Genomic DNA, 18660 nt, shown 5'->3' on the forward strand with positions numbered 1-18660 from the left:
AATAGATAATAAACGCAAGTATGATACAAACACTTATATCAACTTATTCTATCTTTCATGCTTGTATACCTACTAACATTTCTTAGTAAAATAAGGGCCGCACCATCTATGTTCATGAGTTTTTACAAAAGTCCAAGTGAACTCCTTATCTACAATATAGATGTCACCCTTATACATATCGTCCCTCTCACACAATATATCATCCATATGTAACAAACTCGCATCCTTTATTAACAGTACCTCATCACAGTGTTGGTAGAAAATGTAGCAATCCTTTTTCACTTCATTATGAAACGCGTTCTTTGCTTCTTTACCCTCTAAACACTTCTTTTTCTCATAACTAAATATGTGCCAAAGATACCCACATCCATACTTATCTCCATAAAGAAAAATGTCTTCTTTTTCTTCATCACTTAAATGATTTGCAAAGTTATCCTCCCAGCGCTTCCGAAAATATACACCCCAATTTTGAAACTCTCTTACCTTCATATTTTTCTTTCTTAAAACATCTACAAATTCCATTTTCTCCCCCTATGAACGAAAAACCGAGTGCCATTTCCACTCGGTTTTTCGTAATACACTTATTGAGATAACTCTACTTCTTTTATCTTCTCTTTCATTCTTGCTTTATCACGATTTAAAATCTCTTTTAAATATTTACCTGTATATGAACGCTCTTCTTTCACTACTTGCTCTGGCGTTCCGGAAGCAACGATTTGTCCACCTTTATCTCCACCCTCTGGTCCAAGGTCAACGATATAATCAGCCGTTTTAATTACATCTAAATTATGTTCAATTACAAGTACCGTCTCACCGCTCTCAACAAGACGTTGCAACACTTCTAGAAGACGTGCAATATCATGCGCATGCAAACCAGTCGTTGGTTCATCTAAAATGTATAACGTACGTCCTGTAGAACGACGGTGTAATTCAGAAGCTAATTTTACACGTTGTGCTTCACCACCAGATAACGTCGTAGCTGGTTGCCCTAATTTCATATAACCAAGCCCAACGTCTACAAGCGTTTGAAGTTTACGCTTAATTTTTGGGATATTAGCGAAGAACTCTACTCCATCTTCAATTGTCATCCCTAACACTTCAGAAATATTCTTATCTTTATATTTCACTTCTAACGTTTCACGATTATATCGTTTACCGTGACAAACTTCACACGGAACATACACATCTGGTAGGAAATGCATTTCGATTTTAATAATTCCATCACCACGGCACGCTTCACAACGGCCACCTTTTACGTTAAAGCTGAAACGTCCTTTTTGATATCCGCGCACTTTCGCTTCATTCGTTTGTGCAAACACATCACGAATATCATCGAATACACCTGTATACGTCGCTGGATTAGAACGTGGTGTACGACCGATTGGTGATTGATCAATATCAATTACCTTATCTAAATGTTCAAGACCTTTAATCTCTTTATGAGTACCTGGCTTCGCTTTCGCTTTATATAACTTTTGAGCTAGCGATTTATATAGTACTTCATTAATCATCGTACTTTTACCAGAACCAGATACCCCTGTTACCGCTACAAACGTACCAAGCGGGAATGACATCTTCGCATTCTTTAAGTTATTCTCTTTTGCGCCGACAATTTCCACTTTCCTTCCGTCACCTTTACGTCTTTCAAGTGGAACAGGAATAAACTCTTTACCGCTTAAATACTTCCCTGTTAATGAATTATCATCTTGCATCACTTCAGCCGGTGTACCTGCTGATACGACTTGTCCACCGTGAATACCTGCACCAGGCCCTATATCAAGTAAATAGTCAGCAGCCATCATCGTATCTTCATCATGTTCAACAACAATTAACGTATTACCTAAATCGCGCATTTCTTGCAATGTACGAATAAGACGATCGTTATCACGCTGGTGTAAACCAATTGAAGGTTCATCAAGAATATAAAGTACGCCAGTTAGACGAGAACCAATTTGCGTCGCTAAACGAATACGCTGCGCCTCACCACCTGATAAAGTTCCTGCGGCACGACTTAACGTTAAATAATCTAAACCAACGTTCACTAAGAACCCAACGCGCTCCTGAATTTCTCTTAAAATTAAATGAGCTATTTTTTGTTGCTTCTCCGTTAGCTCTACATTCGAGAAGAATTCTTGTACTTCTTGAACTGAATACTTCGTTACGTCAGCAATCGTTTTATTGCCAACAAATACAGCTAAACTCTCAGGCTTTAAGCGTCCACCTTTACACTTCGGACAAGCTTGTTCTGCCATATATTTTTCCATTTGCTCACGAATGTAATCGGAGCTCGTTTCACGATAACGACGTTCAATATTTGGAATAACACCTTCAAATAAAATCTCATTTTCCTTTACTTGACCAAATTCATTTACATAGCGGAAATAAACCTTCTCTTCACCGCTTCCGTATAACACTTTATCAAATAAATCTTTCGGTATATTTTTCACAGGCACATCCATATCAACGCCATAATGATTACATACAGATTGTAAAAGCTGCGGGTAATATTGTGAGCTTGTCGGTTCCCAAGGTGCAATTGCATGTTCATTTAATGATAAATCCCAGTTCGGGATAACAAGCTCTAAATCTACCTCTAGCTTTGAACCAAGTCCATCACAAGAAGGACATGCTCCGAACGGACTGTTGAATGAGAACATACGCGGCTCTAATTCTCCGATTGAAAAACCACAATGCGGACAAGCATGATGTTCACTAAATAGAAGTTCCTCTTCTCCCATTACATCAATTAACACTCGGCCTCCGCCAAGCTTTAATGCACTTTCAAGTGAATCAGCAAGACGGCTTGCGATTCCTTCTTTTACAACAATACGGTCAATTACAACTTCAATGGAATGCTTCTTATTTTTATCTAACGTAATATCCTCAGATACATCAAGCATTTCACCATCAACACGTACACGAACATATCCTTGCTTCTTAATATCTTCAAGTACTTTCACATGTGCACCTTTACGCCCAGACACGATAGGAGCTAACACTTGTAATTTCGTACGTTCAGGATATTCAAGAACACGGTCTACCATCTGCTCTACTGTTTGTGATGTAATTTCAATCCCATGATTTGGACAAATTGGCGTACCAATTCGCGCAAATAATAAACGTAAATAATCATAAATCTCCGTTACCGTTCCGACAGTTGAACGTGGATTACGACTCGTCGTTTTTTGATCGATTGAAATCGCTGGTGACAATCCTTCAATCGTGTCCACATCCGGCTTATCCATTTGTCCTAAAAACTGGCGCGCATACGCAGATAATGATTCTACGTATCTGCGCTGCCCTTCTGCATAAATCGTATCAAATGCTAATGATGATTTCCCCGAACCAGACAATCCCGTTACAACGACAAGCTGATTTCTCGGAATGGTTACATCAATATTTTTTAAGTTATGTGCTCTAGCACCTTTTACAACGATAAAATCCTTGCTCTTACTCACTTTTTTCACCCTTCCGCTTTTAATTCTAATAGTAAATCTCTTAGTTCAGCTGCACGCTCGAAGTCTAACGCTTTTGCTGCTTCTTTCATCTCTGCTTCCATCTTCGCAATTGTCTTTTCGCGCTCTTTTTTCGTCATTTTCTTAGCAGGAGTTGCTTCGTATGTTTCTGTCTCTTCAGCAGCTGTCGTTGCACGGATAACATCACGAACGCCTTTTTGAATCGTTTTCGGCGTAATACCATGCTCTTCATTGTAAGCTTCTTGTATACTACGACGACGCTTCGTTTCTTCAATCGCAATTCCCATAGATTTCGTTATACGATCTGCATACATAATAACGCGGCCGTTTTCATTACGCGCGGCACGACCGATTGTTTGAATTAATGAACGTTCTGAACGCAAGAACCCTTCCTTATCAGCATCTAAAATAGCTACAAGTGATACTTCCGGAATATCTAATCCTTCTCGTAATAAGTTAATGCCGACAAGTACATCAAATTTACCGAGGCGAAGATCACGGATAATTTCAATACGTTCTAACGTTTTAATTTCAGAGTGAAGATAGTTAACTTTAATTCCTACATCTTTTAAGTAATCCGTTAAATCCTCTGACATTTTCTTCGTTAAAGTCGTAATTAATACACGTTCATTTTTTGCAATGCGATCTTGAATCTCTCCTAATAAATCGTCAATTTGCCCTTCAATTGGTCGTATATCAATTGGCGGATCTAAAAGTCCTGTTGGACGAATAATTTGTTCTATTACTTCTGGTGACTGCTCTAACTCGTACGGTCCTGGCGTTGCTGAAACATAAATAACTTGATTTGTTTTCTCTTCAAACTCATCAAACATAAGCGGTCTATTATCTAGAGCCGATGGCAGACGGAATCCATGATCCACAAGCACTTGTTTACGTGCTTGGTCACCGTTATACATCGCTCTTACTTGCGGTACTGATACGTGCGACTCATCCATAACGATTAAGAAATCTTTCGGGAAATAGTCTAATAACGTATACGGCGTTGCCCCCGCTGGACGAAGTGTTAAATGACGGGAGTAGTTTTCAATACCTGAACAAAAGCCCATCTCGCGCATCATTTCTAAATCATAACGTGTACGTTGCTCTATACGCTGCGCTTCTAACAACTTACCGTTATCATTTAACTCCTTTAAACGCTCTTCTAATTCTTTTTCGATATTTTCAATAGCGACCTTCATTTTCTCTTCACGTGTAACGAAGTGAGATGCTGGGAAGATTGCTACATGATCACGTTCTGCTAATACTTCACCTGTTAACGCATTTACTTCACGAATACGATCGATTTCATCACCGAAAAATTCAATTCGAATACAATGCTCATCAAGTGATGCCGGGAAGATTTCAACTACATCTCCGCGTACACGGAATGTACCACGCTTGAAATCAATATCATTACGTCCATACTGTACATCAACAAGTTCACGAAGCAATTGATTGCGGTCTTTTTCCATACCAACTCGAAGCGAAACAACTAGCTCGCGGTATTCTTCTGGAGAACCTAAGCCATATATACACGAAACACTCGCAACGATAATTACATCGTCCCGTTCAAATAATGCAGACGTTGCCGAGTGACGCAATTTATCAATTTCATCATTAATCTGCGCATCTTTTTCAATAAACGTATCTGTTTGCGGCACATACGCTTCTGGCTGATAATAATCGTAGTAACTAACAAAATATTCAACTGCATTATTCGGGAAAAAGTCTTTCAACTCACTATACAACTGCCCTGCTAACGTTTTATTATGAGCCATAACAAGTGTTGGCTTTTGCACTTCTTTAATGACATTTGAAATCGTAAATGTCTTACCCGTTCCTGTCGCTCCAAGCAACACTTGCTTTTTCTTTCCACTATTAATTCCCTCTACAAGCTTCTCTATAGCTACCGGCTGATCACCTTGCGGGGAATACGCTGAGACAATTTCAAATTGACGTTCCAAGAAAATCCGACCTCCTCATAAAAATCTGTATTATTATTTTACCACGAATACCTATAAAAAACCTAAAAAAACGAACAGATATTCGGTAAAGTTTTCGACAATATACACATAAAAAAAGGAAGGAGTAAATACCTCCTTCCTCTACTAGTTCTATTTTTTAGGTACATATACTAAGTCATATCCATTGCGCCCAGCTTCATTCATACAATCTATTAGCCGATAAGTACTTTCTGATTCGCGCTGCTCTTTAATAATACTTTTACAACTATCTTTATATAACCCTTTATCCTTCCCAGCAAATTTGTCTTTTCTATTATCTGACACATAAAATATATCGTTCCCACTATACTCTAACGTTTGAAAAATCGGGTCCCCTTCAAGGGTATACTGTACAATTCTTATTTTATCAACTTCCCTTTGCTCGACATTCAAAACGAACTTTTCAAATTTATCTAGATTGAGAATTCCTGCTTCCTTTACAATGACATCATTCTTCTTATCAATTGTAGTGCTAGATGGTGAACATGCTACTAAACTAAAGAGAAATAGACTTATAAAACTGGTTCTTTTTCCTATTGTCATCCCCTCCTATAAAAATTATTTGTATACCAGAAAAGCTACTTTCAACTATGAAAGTAGCTTTTCTTTTCCTTTCTCCTTCTTCGGAAAAATCACATATGAAAATGAAATCGCTGTATCAACTAAAAATATAATCGCCCACACTTGACTCACGCGACTTGCAGCTTTATTTAAAACGATTCCCGATTCTAACCAATTACCCCATTGTTCAAATGGAATAAATCCATACGCGAAGAAAAAGAATATGTGCACACCAACGAATAAAACAAGATGTAATACCCAATTTTTTATTTCCTGCTTTGCATAGGCCATACCTGTTAATTCTACCTGTTCTTCAATAATAGGCGCCGGTTCATTACGCCATTTCGCAACTGATTTTTGTACAAATATATCAAGCTTCTTTAAATCCTTTTTCCCGTAGAAAACTGCATACAATAAAATAATTACCGTAATGATTTGAAAGTTAGAGAACTTTCCTGTTTGATAATAGTCCACTACCCCTAAAGTTAAAATAAATACTTCATTTATGAGTAGTACAATCCCCATAATAAAGCTTGCCTTCTTCAAATGGAATCCGTAACGGAGTAAAAAGAAACCGATAGCTGATAACCAAAATACAATTTCTGCCCCAATTAAAAAATACCAACGATATTCTGCAAGTATACTCATTTATCCTTCTCCTTTTCATCATATATACGAAAAGCTTCATCCATATATAATAAAAGTTCTTCTTCAATTGGATACATGCTCATTTTCTGTGAATCTTCCTTCGATTTTCTAACTTCCCATAACTTATCTAAAAACGCTTCGTCACCATTAGCCATTTCTAAACATTTCTGCATTAATTTCTTCGTTGCCTCTTGTACTTCATCACTTGCGACTTCTTTACCGTCTTTCATAAAAGTACGTAATTGCTTTAATAAATCTACCCATTCTAAAACATTCGGATCTTCCTCACTCATATTTGGCAAATTCTGAAGCAATTTTTGTTCTTCCTTTGAAAATACTTCATTTTGAAATATTTCACGTATACGAGAAGACTGTTTTGAAAGCTGAATAAGTTCAAACATAACTTTCCAATCAAGTTCTCCCTCTACATCTACCGAATAAACAACTGCTTGTAAAACACGCTCCATTCGATTAAATTTCTTTTGTTCTTCCTGTACAAACCGAAGTTGTTTTTCAAGCGAATTTTTTAAATCCAGCTCACCTTTTACTAACATATTCGCAGCTTCTTTTAATGAAAATCCCATTTCTTTCAAAAATAAAATTTGTTGCAAACGAATAACGTCATTTTCACTATATAACCGATGTCCACCCTCTGTTTTTCCGCTCGGCTTTAATAAATCTATTTGATCATAATAACGTAGTGTACGTACTGTAACCCCTGTTTCTTTCGTCAATTCTTGTATTGAAATCACTACCATCACCTCTTCCCTCTCATTATAAAAGATGACGTTACGTAACTTTCAAGCGTTTTGTTAAAAAAATACAAAAAGCTGTTTATACTCTTCGTATAAACAGCTTTTACGGAAGTAATCCTTTTTGTACAGCGCGCCCACAAAATAAAATAAGTGCTCCAACGACAACACTCGTTGCTGTTTTATGATAATGAGCTGACACTAATAAATAATATGATAAACCTACAGTGCCAAGCATAATACAAATACTCGGTACTGGATTACGAGAGAAGTTCTGCATTCCCCAAAACAAAGCAAAAATAGCCGTAGCGACACATAATACCGGTAATCCCATCCCAGTTCCCCTTTTTCTATCTATTATTCTTTGTTGCTAACACGCTCGTTGATGCGATACTAATTAATAAATCAAAACCAATCCTTATATATTTAAACGTTTACTCTAATTGAAATCTCTCAAGCTTATCATTTATTTTCTTTCTCCTTACTCCAGCGTAAATATTTCCTCCACCTTCACTCCAAAATACTTGGCGATTTTTAAAGATAACTCTAGACTCGGATTGTAATGATGGTTTTCAATCGCCACTATCGTCTGCCGCGTCACTTGCATCGCCTTTGCCATTTCAACTTGCGTTATATGATTTTGCTTTCTTAACTCTTTTATTTTATTTTTCACACCCATAGGCTCCACCTTCAAAAGTAAAGATATCTTTACTTAAATTATAAATATTTTCCAGTTATAAGTAAAGATATCTTTACAAATTTTAGAAAAATATTTCATTAAACATCTACTCTAACGAAGTACAAGAGTAATTCAATTTATATCAGCGATTTTTTAAATATATCAGCGCAACTTAAATTATATCGGCGATTTCCCAAATATATCAGCGCAACTCCATTTATATCGGCGATTTTTTAAATATATCGACTTACCGACAAATATCGACATCCGTAGCGCTACTATAATCATAAGAAAAAGCTGTCCCCAAATACCTTCGGGAACAGCTTTCTCCTCTACTACATAAATCCTAGCGCATATACAAGAACGTATCCAAGAACCGATAAACAAACCGAGCCAATCAGCCCCGCCACGAACGCTTTGCTTCCTAACTTACGGAACGTTTTAAACTCTACATTTAAACCAAGTCCTGCCATCGCCATTGCGATTAGCATATAAGCAATGACAACAATGTATCCCGCAACAACTTCTGGAATAATCCCGAGCGAATGCACTGCACTCATCGCTAAAAATCCGAAAATGAACCACGGAATCGGAAGATCACGCCACGATCTTTTTTCCTTGCTTCCTTCACTCTTTCCAAACCATAATCCAATTAAAATTGCTACTGGTACGAGCATTGCAACGCGCGTTAACTTCACGATAACTGCGATGTCTACAGCTGTACTTCCTCCTGGCGCTGCAGCTGCGATAACATGAGCAATTTCATGCAGCGTGGCCCCTGAGAATACACCGTAACCGTATGGAGATAGGCCAAGCACTGGATATAATAACGTATAAATAAGCGTAAATATCGTACCTAAAATAGCAATAATTGCAGCCCCAACTGCCGTTTCATCATCTTTTGCTTTCACTTGCGGCGCAATTGCCACGACCGCTGCCGCCCCGCAAATTGCTGTACCACATGCTGTTAAAATCCCAAGTTTCTTTTCTACCTTAAATACTTTCGTTAGTCCATATACAACGAAAATCGTAAATGTAATAACAACCGCTGCGATGACCAATACTTTCGGCCCTGCCTTCGCAATATCAACAAGATTTAATCGCATTCCAAGTAAGATGATTCCAAAGCGCAGCAACTTCTTACTCGCAAAGTTCGTCCCTGCAATCGCATCTTGAGGGACTCCAATTGCCGCACGCCAAACCATCCCAATTAGAATAGCAATTACTAATTGTCCCATAATATTTAAAAATGGAAGCTCTGCTAAATATTTCGCGGCAATTGCGATTAATAGCGTAATCCCAATCCCTTGCGAAAATCCAAAACGCTTCTTCTTTTGTATAACAAGTGTTTGTTCCATTTTGAACCACTCCAATAATCGTATTGGAACATGCATGTTCTTTCTACTTACATTATAAGAGAGTTTCTATAATAAGTTTAATACCAATACCAAATCTCTATCATCAGAAATACTTATGATAAGATGATAGAAAAAGAAAGGAGCCTATTATATGAACGTAGACATTTTAAAAATTTTTGTTACTGTCGTTGAACAGAAACACTTCTCCCGTGCAGCAGAATTATTAAACCTTTCACAGCCTGGAGTAAGTATGCATATACGCAACTTAGAAAACGAATTTGGCACTACACTTATTCAACGCTCCCCGAAGCACGTCCAAGTTACGGAAGCAGGAAACATATTATATATACATGCAAAGCAAATGCTCTCTCTTTACGAAGATGCTAAACAAGAAATTAATGAACTACATAACGTTGTAACAGGAACACTTCGCATTGGTGCTAGTTTTACAATTGGCGAATACTTACTTCCAAAAATACTGGCTAACTATGCGAATGAAAATCCACACGTCGAAGTTCATACTTTCATCTCAAATACAGAAGACGTTTTGCAAAGCCTTCGCTCTAATCAAATTGATATCGGCCTAGTGGAAGGACAAGTCGTATACGCCGACGTAGATGTTGAAACATTTATGCAAGATGAAATGAAGCTCGTCGTCCCGCCAAATCATCCATTACTCCGCACAAATGAAATAAATAAAAGTACACTCCAAGATCAAGTATGGGTATTAAGAGAAAGTGGTTCTGGTACACGCGCTTATAGTGACCGCTTTATTCATCAACACCATTTAAAAATGAAACGATTCTTTACATTCAGTAGTATACAAAGCGTAAAGGAAGCCGTCGCTGCCGGGCTTGGCATCGCTATCCTTTCCGATTGGACTGTACGGAAAGAGCTACTGGCAAAAGAACTATTCCACGTCGAAGTTCCCAATGAACAACTAATCCGTCCGTTCTCCATCGTGCGCGGTAAATATTTCATTCCATCTAAAGCCATTCAAGTGTTCTTAAATCATGTAGATTTTTTTGCAAAAAAACAGAGTTGACCTTCACATTAGTGTGAAGGTTTACAATACATGTAAAAGGAGTGAAATACATTGCGAATTGGAGAATTATCAAAAGAAACTGGCGTTAGTGAAAGATCACTAAGACATTACGAAGAAAAGGGCTTACTCCCTTCTAAGCGCCTTGCAAATGGCTACCGTGATTTTGATGAAAGTGCCATCGAAAAAGTGGAGCTTATTCAAATGTACTTACAAATTGGCTTAAATTTAGAAGAGACGGCAAGGATGCTGCGCTGCCTTGAAATTGAACCGCACCTGTACGACAATCCGTGCAGCAGTATCCTTACGCTTTACGAAGATAAACTCAATGAAGTAACAAAGCAAATCTCATTGCTTTCCAACATCCAAACGAATTTGCAAAAACACGTTTCACTCCTAAAACATGCAAAAGAAAAGGGATGATTACATGTTTGTTATACATGGCAGTTCAAGACAAAACGGAAATACAGAAGCTTTAACACATATGATGATAGAGGGCATTGAAACAGAACAAATTTATTTGCGTGATCATACCGTCTATCCTATTACAGACCAACGTCATGATGCAGCAGGATTCCAACCTGTAAATGATGACTATAAGCAGTTAACCAACCGCATGCTAGAGCACGACACAATTATCTTTGCTACACCGCTATACTGGTATGGAATGAGTGGACATATGAAAAACTTTGTTGATCGCTGGTCACAAAGCTTGCGCGATACATCCCTTCATTTCAAAGAAAAAATGAAAGGCAAAAAAATGTACGTTGTCATCGTTGGCGGGGACAACCCAAAGCTAAAAGCATTACCGCTTATTGCTCAATTCCAATATATCTTTGATTTTGTTGGCTCTTCATTTGAAGGTTATGTTATTGGGGATGCGAATGGACTGGATGAAATTAAAAACGATGCTGAGGCGCTGGCAAAAGCACAATTGTATAATAATAAATTCAAAAATAGCGAACAGAAATAAGTTTGACAAACCCTTTTGTATGCGCATACAATAAAAGTAATATTATGAAAGGAAGGTACTTTGACCAATGAAGTTCTAATTCTCTTATTTAATTCATCCATCACAAATAGTGAACAAAAATGATGAAAACTAGCAGGGGATTAGTCTGTCCATTTGTCGATACTTTCTTTCGAAACGATCATGTAAAAAATCGTTTATTTATGTACGATTTTTTACATACAAGGGCGACGTTTATCCTCTCTAGTGAAACTAGGGAGGTTTTTTTATGACTATTTTATTCGCAAGTAATATTGAAAAGAGCTTTGGTGATCGCACACTATTTACATTACCATCACTGGAAATTCAAGCACAGGATCGCATAGGAATTGTCGGAGTCAACGGAGCTGGTAAATCTACGTTATTACAAATATTAAGTAAAGAAATAGAAGCTGACAGAGGCATAGTAACTCATCATAGTTCTATCAGCATCATTCCTCAGCTTAGCGAAGAACTACCGGAAACCGCTTCTTCTCTTGCAAAAGGAAAATGGAGTATTTCAAACGTTACCGACGCAATGAGCGGCGGTGAACGAATGCGGCTAAAGATTGCCCATGCTCTCGAACAAAATGCAGGCATTTTATTCGCTGATGAACCAACAAGCCACTTAGATATGGTCGGTACAGAGCAATTAGAAAAGGCACTTTCTTCTTATAAAGGAGCACTTGTTTTAATATCGCATGATCGTGAATTTCTAGATAATATATGTACCAAAATTATTGAAATTGAAGACGGTACTATTCAAGAATACAAAGGGAATTATTCAAACTATCGAAAACAAAAAGAACGTGAACGAATACAAAAACAAGCAGAATATGAGCAATATGTACAAGAAAAAAATCGTTTAGAACAGTCCATTCTACAAAGAAAGCAACGTGCTTCTAACATGACAAAAATCCCAACACGGTTCAGTTCATCTGAATCTAGACTTTATAGGTTAAGTGGGGCTCACGGCCAAGAACAGGTTAGCAAAGCAGCGAAAGCATTAGAGACACGTCTCGAAAAACTAGAAAAGAAGGAAAAGCCAAAGGATCTTTCTCAAGCTCAATTTGACGCGCAATACCATACCCCCATTCATAGTAAGGTGGCAGTACAATTCAATAAAGCAACAAAGAAAATAGGCGATCGCACACTATTTAAAAATATGAATGGAACTATTGCCCCTGGTGCAAAGCTTGCCGTTTTAGGGGCAAATGGAAGCGGCAAAACCACTTTGTTCAACATGCTTCTCACAAACGAGCGTGGCATGCAACTATCGAAAAGTTGTAAAATTGGATACTTCGAACAAACATTATCTATTTTAAAAACAGATAAAACCATTTTAGAAAATGTTCTAGAAGAAACAAACTATACAGAAGCATTCGTTCGAACAATACTTGCACGACTTCTATTCCGCCGTGAGGATGTTCATAAACCTGTGCACGTTCTAAGCGGGGGTGAACGAATGAAGGTTGCACTCGCAAAAGTATTTTTAGGAAACTATAATATGCTTCTGCTAGATGAACCGACAAACTATTTAGACTTAGCAACGCAAGAAGAATTAGAAACCATGTTACAAGAATATCCTGGCACAATACTTTTCATTAGCCATGACCGTGCCTTTATTCGCTCTGTTGCAGACCATATTCTACAAGTAGATGAGAGTGAACCAAGAATCTTCCACGGTAATTACGAGCAATACACAAAAAGAACCACTGGAGATTCTGTAAACGTTACTGAGCAAGAATTGTTACGATTACAAACAAAATTAACAGAAGTCATCGGCCGGATTTCCATTCCAAATCATCACGATGACATCACATCTCTCGAACAAGAATACGCAAAATTATTAACTCAAATTCAAAAATGTAAAGAAGCGCTCTAATGTCTTCCCTATATATCGACGGGGCCTTCCACATTTCCCAAGAAATATTGAAACTTCGACATACAAAGTAAAAAGCCGTGCATCAGCACGGCTTTTTACTTTATATGCGGACAGCAGTCCCGCTCACCGCAACCATTAACATACCTTCGCGAACTACTTCGTAATCCACGTCGATACCAACAATTGCATTTGCATTTTTTTGTCTTGCGAAAGTTTTCATCTCTTCCATTGCGATGTCGCGTGCTTCTTTTAATTTACTTTCATAAGCGCCAGCACGACCACCGACAACGTCACGAACAGAAGCGAAAAGGTCACGAACGATATTCGCACCCATAATCGCTTCTCCATTGACGATATCGATATACTCAATAATTTCTTTTCCTTGAATTGTAGACGTTGTTGTTACAATCATACTTTATAGCCTCCCATATGAGATTTTTACCTACTTATGGTGCACTAATTCAGTACAAATTATATTTACGAACTAAACTGAGCTTCGTATAACCTACTGTATCCTCCGCCTTGCTCAATTAATTCATTATGTGAACCTTGTTCTGCAATGCCATCTTTATTTACAACGACGATGCGATCTGCATTTTTAATCGTTGCAAGTCTGTGAGCGATAACTAGCGTTGTGCGACCGACAGCTAATTCAGCAAGCGATTTTTGAATCGCAAGTTCTGTCTCTGTATCTAGTGCAGAAGTTGCTTCATCCAATATTAAAATTGGCGGGTTTTTCAAGAACATACGAGCAATAGCTAGACGCTGCTTTTGTCCACCTGAAAGTTTCACGCCGCGCTCACCGATAACAGTATCTAAACCTTCCGGCTGTGAGTAAATTAAATCTTCTAACTGCGCACGTTTTACTGCCTGCCAAATTTCAGGCTCTGATGCCTTTAAATTTCCGTAAGCGATATTTTCACGAATTGTTCCTGAAAATAAGAACACGTCTTGCTGCACAATTCCAATTTGCTTACGAAGTGAAGATAATGTCATATCTTTCGTATCAATCCCATCAATTTGAATTGATCCAGATGATTGCTCATAAAAACGTGGTAATAGGCTACATAACGTCGTTTTCCCAGCTCCTGATGGTCCAACGAACGCAACCGTTTCACCTGCATGTATTTTCAAACTAATGTCATTTAAAATTGGTTCTTTATTTTCATATCCGAACGTAATGTTGTTATATTGAATATCACCATGTACATGTTTAACTTCCATTGCATCTTTAGAGTCTACAATGTCAGGCTCTGTTTCAAGAAGCTCTACATATCTTTTAAAACCGGCGATTCCCTTCGGATAGCTTTCGATTACCGCGTTAATTTTTTCAATTGGGCGGAAGAAAATATTCGTTAATAGAACGAATCCGATAAATCCACCGTACGTTAATTCTCCTTGCAGAACAAACCATGTACCGCATATTAAGACGAAGAGCGTTACGAGCCGCATGAGCATATAACTAATCGATGAATTTAACGCCATAATTTTATACGCCATTAATTTCGTTGTACGGAAACGAGCGTTGTTGACAGCAAATTGCTCTTTCTCAAACTTTTCATTTCCGAATGCTTGTACAACACGAATTCCCCCAACATTGTTCTCAATGCATGCATTAAAATCAGCAACGTCTGAGAATAAACGTCTAAATGTACCTGTCATTTTTTTATTAAAGTAAAGTGCTAACCATAATAGGAATGGAATGACGAAGAACGTTAATAACGCTAACTTCCAGTTGATCATCATCATAAATGAGAATGCCCCAACTAAAGTCATTACGGCGATAAATAGATCTTCTGGTCCATGGTGAGCAATTTCCCCAATTTCCATTAAATCGTTTGTAAGGCGTGAAATTAAATGACCAGTTTTATTATTATCAAAAAATCTGAATGATAGCTTTTGAATATGATCAAATAATTTCTGCCTCATATCTGTTTCAATGTTAACACCAAGCATATGTCCCCAATATGTAACGACATATTGTAAGCCTGCATTTAACATATAAACTGCGAGTAAACCGAAACAAGCCCATAAAATAAGCGTCCAGTTTTGCCCTGGCAATAACTTATCAATAAATTGATTTACGATAAGCGGGAAGCCGAGTTCTAATAATCCTGCGACAACCGCACAAGAAAAGTCGAGTATAAATAAACCTTTATACGGTTTATAGTACGAGAAAAATTTACGCAGCATATCTTACCTCCATTTTCCAAAATTAAAAAGACTCCCTAAATGATAACCATTATCAAATAATTATTCAAGTTATCCGTCTATGAAACTGAAAATAAGCTTTGCGATAGTTGTCGTTTTTTGCTGGAAAGTCGATATATTCGAATAATCGCCGATATATTTCGAGTTGCGCTGATATATTTGCAAAATCGCCGATATATTTCAAGTTGCGCTGATATATTCGGATAATCGCCGATATAAATTTCATTTACTAACTACTCTCCCCTCCCCCCAAAAAACAAAAAAAGGTATCACCACAAGGTGATACCTTTCCTTCTATTACATCGCTTCCGAATCCCACTCGTGCTCCTGCGCAACGAATACAATACCTAATTCGTGATGCCCACCAGCATATAATGCAGTTTGTGCAAGACGAAGCTCACCATTTGTATCTAATACTTCTAATTTACAAAATGCTCCTGTCGTCTTCGTTTGAAGCGCATCATAAAATTCCTCGGCGCTTTTTGGAATGACTCCATTTACTTTCGTAATAATTTCTCCAGGCAGTAATTTTAGCTCTGCTCCAATTGTATTTGGAATTGTATCTAGTACAACGAGCCCATCATTGCGTGCAGCAAAATATGCTGGTCTTGTTTCATCGGCAATTTTCTCTTGCATCGAGATTGTGAAACGCCCAAGCATTGCGACTCCCATCGCGATAATTGCAAGTACGTGCCACCAATAACTTGCGATTCCTAAAACGAGCACAAATCCTGCTAATCCATAAACACGTCTTCCTGTAAATAATAAAGCTTCCGTCGGCTCATAACTTTTAATCTTTCTCATAAATCCAATTAAAAATGGAACGAGGAATAGAGAATATGTATTTGAACCGATTGAAACGACAGGCCACCATGAAATAAACTGCGTTACCGCATCACCCGGTACAAGAATAAAAATAGGAACGATCCATAAACGCTTTGATTCGTGTAAACCAATCTTTAATCCACGCTTCCCCTTCCTAATCCTCGGCGTCGAATATCCTACTGCGTTTTTAGAAATCAATAAGCCTTCTACAATAAGCATAACGCCTAGTAAAATAACAAGGGATACAATGGTACTCTCTTCACCTTCTCGAAGCTGTAAAAAGGAAACTGGTAGCTTAGAAGATAATAGAACACATACAATCGCAATGCTAAATGTATAAGCTGCCGATAAATATCGATACATAGCCGTTAATCCAAATAGTAACGTCCAAATTAAAATGGCCCATAAGCTCGCTTTAGAAACAACAAGTCCAAGCCCAATCGTAACAATAGATACTACTAATCCGTATCCAATCCCTGCAAATAGAGAGGTTCGCAGTTCAAACCAAATATCATAAACTTTAAAAGAAAAATCTTTTCGTTCTCTTAACATACGTAAGTATCCAACGAAGATACTACTTATTACAAATATATAGACAGCAGGGTGTAAGAAAAAACGTCCAACTGCCCGCATTATTTCAAAAATCCACGCCTCCATGAACTCATTCACCACCATTTATATCATTCTTTCTTTTTATATTATCATAACTAAACAAACGTTTGTTTAACACAAAAAAATACAGGCAGCAAACTGCCTGTATTTCTTCTTATTTTGCCATTAATTTTAATGCTGACTGTAATTGTAGATCATTTTCTCCAGAACGAATTTTTTCGATAATTTTAGTTTGAATCGCTTCAGCTGTCTTTTTATCAAGCTGTCCTGTCGCTTCCATCTCATTTGCATTTTGGAATGCTTTCAGAGCCGATTCTGTCTCTTTACTAAAGTATCCATCTTCACGACCTGGTACATACCCTAAGCTCTTAAGCATTTCTTGAGCATGTTTTACTTGTACATCATTTGAATTGTATGAAAGTGTTTTTTCAATTTGAATTGGTGTCGCATGATAATAATTTGGTTGCTTCACTTCTACTGTTGGCGCGATTCCTTTTTTATGAATCCAGTTCCCATCCGGTGTTAACCATTTAAACATCGTTAATTTAATGTTGCTGCCGTCTTTAAATGGAACAGCTTGCTGGACAGTACCTTTACCAAATGTCTTTTCACCAATTAAATCGTATCCTTCTCCTTCTTTTAGCGCACCCGCTAAAATCTCTGAAGCAGAAGCACTTCCATTATCAATTAATACTGAAATTGGATATGGTTTTCTCTCTTTCAGTTCCGTAGAGAATTTCTTCTTCTCACCATTTCGCTGCTCTACTTGTAGCATCGGCTTTTTATTCGTCATAATTTCCCCTAGTATATCTTCTACACTATTTAAATAGCCACCAGGATTACCACGCACGTCAATAACTAAGCCTTTTATATTTTTCTTCTCTAACTCTTTTAACTGATCCTTAAATTCTTTCGCTGTATTTTCAGCAAAAGAAGTGATTTGCATATAACCGATATCTTTTCCACTCTCTTGCTTCACAGAACTAAATACTGTAAAGATTGGAATCTTTTCACGCTTAATTTTAAATACGATCGGATCAGTTACTCCCGCACGTTTAATTTCAATTGCGACAGTCGTTCCCTTTTTACCACGAATTTTTAATACTGCTTCTTCACGTGATAAGTCTTTCACACTGTTTCCATCTACAGATAAAATTTGGTCATTCGGTTTAATTCCTATCTTTTCTGCTGGTGAACCTTTAATTGGCGATACGATAATAAGCTTACCGTCCGTCTTGTTCACCTCAGCCCCAATCCCCTCTAATTCGGGATCAAGCGATTCACTAAACTGTTTGGCTGTTTCTTTATCCATATACGTGGAATAAGGGTCCTTCAGCGTAGACAACATACCTTGTATTGCACCTTCAACTAACTTTTCATCTTTCACGTCTTCCACATAACGTGAATCAATTAGTGCATACGCCTCATTAATTTTTGCCAAATTCCCTTGCGCAGTGCTAGCATTCCCACTCGAAATTGTTTGCGTTACTTCTGATGGGTTAACCCCAAATACAGACATGCCTGCAAACATTCCGCCAGCACCAATTAAAAATGCAACAACCATTCCAATAATTGCAACTCTACGTTTCAATGCGGAATTCCCCTTTCCAAAACACACAG

17 protein-coding genes are annotated in these 18660 nt (G+C 37.7%); 4 read left to right on the forward strand and 13 right to left on the reverse strand.

What is annotated here, in order from left to right; genetic code table 11:
* Window positions 1-72: 72 nt before the first annotated feature.
* The 9 genes from HMPREF2590_RS22305 to HMPREF2590_RS22345 all read right to left on the reverse strand — a co-directional run bounded on the left by HMPREF2590_RS22305 (window position 73) and on the right by HMPREF2590_RS22345 (window position 9477).
* A complete protein-coding gene (locus tag HMPREF2590_RS22305) occupies window positions 73-522 on the reverse strand; it encodes a DUF4275 family protein (protein ID WP_000397422.1) in 450 nt (149 codons plus the stop codon).
* A 59-nt stretch (window positions 523-581) separates the two neighbouring features.
* Window positions 582-3458 carry an excinuclease ABC subunit UvrA gene (uvrA, locus tag HMPREF2590_RS22310; RefSeq protein WP_000045583.1) on the reverse strand — a complete coding sequence of 959 codons (2877 nt, stop codon included), beginning with the start codon at window positions 3456-3458 and terminating at the stop codon, window positions 582-584.
* Between the two features lie 5 nt (window positions 3459-3463).
* Window positions 3464-5440, reverse strand: coding sequence for an excinuclease ABC subunit B (uvrB, locus tag HMPREF2590_RS22315; RefSeq protein WP_000441054.1), 1977 nt, complete (start codon window positions 5438-5440; stop codon window positions 3464-3466).
* A 150-nt stretch (window positions 5441-5590) separates the two neighbouring features.
* Window positions 5591-6022, reverse strand: coding sequence for a DUF4362 domain-containing protein (locus HMPREF2590_RS22320; protein ID WP_000151999.1), 432 nt, complete (start codon window positions 6020-6022; stop codon window positions 5591-5593).
* 45 nt (window positions 6023-6067) lie between these two features.
* Window positions 6068-6688: a hypothetical protein gene (locus tag HMPREF2590_RS22325; protein ID WP_050822170.1), complete on the reverse strand. Its 621-nt coding sequence runs from the start codon at window positions 6686-6688 to the stop codon at window positions 6068-6070.
* Window positions 6685-7446 (reverse strand): MerR family transcriptional regulator, encoded by a 762-nt coding sequence (locus HMPREF2590_RS22330; RefSeq protein ID WP_030029308.1) that lies wholly within the window; start codon window positions 7444-7446, stop codon window positions 6685-6687. Before HMPREF2590_RS22330 ends, HMPREF2590_RS22325 begins: the two co-directional genes overlap by 4 nt.
* 100 nt (window positions 7447-7546) lie before the next feature.
* Window positions 7547-7774: a hypothetical protein gene (locus HMPREF2590_RS22335; RefSeq protein ID WP_000524125.1), complete on the reverse strand. Its 228-nt coding sequence runs from the start codon at window positions 7772-7774 to the stop codon at window positions 7547-7549.
* A gap of 147 nt (window positions 7775-7921) precedes the next feature.
* On the reverse strand, window positions 7922-8119 hold the full coding sequence (locus tag HMPREF2590_RS22340) for a helix-turn-helix transcriptional regulator (protein ID WP_000538364.1): 198 nt from the start codon (window positions 8117-8119) through the stop codon (window positions 7922-7924).
* Window positions 8120-8454: 335 nt separating this feature from the next.
* Entirely contained in the window at window positions 8455-9477 is a 1023-nt protein-coding gene (locus HMPREF2590_RS22345) for a YeiH family protein (RefSeq protein WP_000438439.1), read from the reverse strand.
* A 151-nt stretch (window positions 9478-9628) separates the two neighbouring features.
* On the opposite strand from HMPREF2590_RS22345, the gene HMPREF2590_RS22350 reads away from it, so the two are divergent.
* The 4 genes from HMPREF2590_RS22350 to abc-f all read left to right on the forward strand — a co-directional run bounded on the left by HMPREF2590_RS22350 (window position 9629) and on the right by abc-f (window position 13392).
* Window positions 9629-10522 (forward strand): LysR family transcriptional regulator, encoded by an 894-nt coding sequence (locus HMPREF2590_RS22350; RefSeq protein ID WP_001099989.1) that lies wholly within the window; start codon window positions 9629-9631, stop codon window positions 10520-10522.
* A 51-nt stretch (window positions 10523-10573) separates the two neighbouring features.
* On the forward strand, window positions 10574-10942 hold the full coding sequence (locus HMPREF2590_RS22355; protein ID WP_001219199.1) for a MerR family transcriptional regulator: 369 nt from the start codon (window positions 10574-10576) through the stop codon (window positions 10940-10942).
* Between the two features lie 4 nt (window positions 10943-10946).
* Window positions 10947-11492: a flavodoxin family protein gene (locus HMPREF2590_RS22360; RefSeq protein WP_000497627.1), complete on the forward strand. Its 546-nt coding sequence runs from the start codon at window positions 10947-10949 to the stop codon at window positions 11490-11492.
* Between the two features lie 265 nt (window positions 11493-11757).
* Window positions 11758-13392, forward strand: coding sequence for a ribosomal protection-like ABC-F family protein (abc-f, locus tag HMPREF2590_RS22365; protein ID WP_000153777.1), 1635 nt, complete (start codon window positions 11758-11760; stop codon window positions 13390-13392).
* 100 nt (window positions 13393-13492) lie between these two features.
* On the opposite strand, the gene HMPREF2590_RS22370 is transcribed toward abc-f, so the two are convergent.
* From HMPREF2590_RS22370 to HMPREF2590_RS22385, 4 genes are all read right to left on the reverse strand, one after another.
* Window positions 13493-13804, reverse strand: a complete 312-nt coding sequence (locus HMPREF2590_RS22370) for a heavy metal-binding domain-containing protein (protein WP_000637523.1) — start codon at window positions 13802-13804, stop codon at window positions 13493-13495.
* A gap of 65 nt (window positions 13805-13869) precedes the next feature.
* Window positions 13870-15585 carry an ABC transporter ATP-binding protein gene (locus HMPREF2590_RS22375; RefSeq protein WP_000944624.1) on the reverse strand — a complete coding sequence of 572 codons (1716 nt, stop codon included), beginning with the start codon at window positions 15583-15585 and terminating at the stop codon, window positions 13870-13872.
* 315 nt (window positions 15586-15900) lie between these two features.
* Entirely contained in the window at window positions 15901-17085 is a 1185-nt protein-coding gene (locus HMPREF2590_RS22380; RefSeq protein ID WP_050822171.1) for a PDZ domain-containing protein, read from the reverse strand.
* Window positions 17086-17194: 109 nt separating this feature from the next.
* A complete protein-coding gene (locus HMPREF2590_RS22385) occupies window positions 17195-18631 on the reverse strand; it encodes a S41 family peptidase (protein ID WP_000830313.1) in 1437 nt (478 codons plus the stop codon).
* Window positions 18632-18660 lie beyond the last annotated feature (29 nt).

The sequence above is a fragment of the Bacillus sp. HMSC036E02 genome, assembly GCF_001836235.1.
GTDB lineage: Bacteria > Bacillota > Bacilli > Bacillales > Bacillaceae_G > Bacillus_A > Bacillus_A cereus.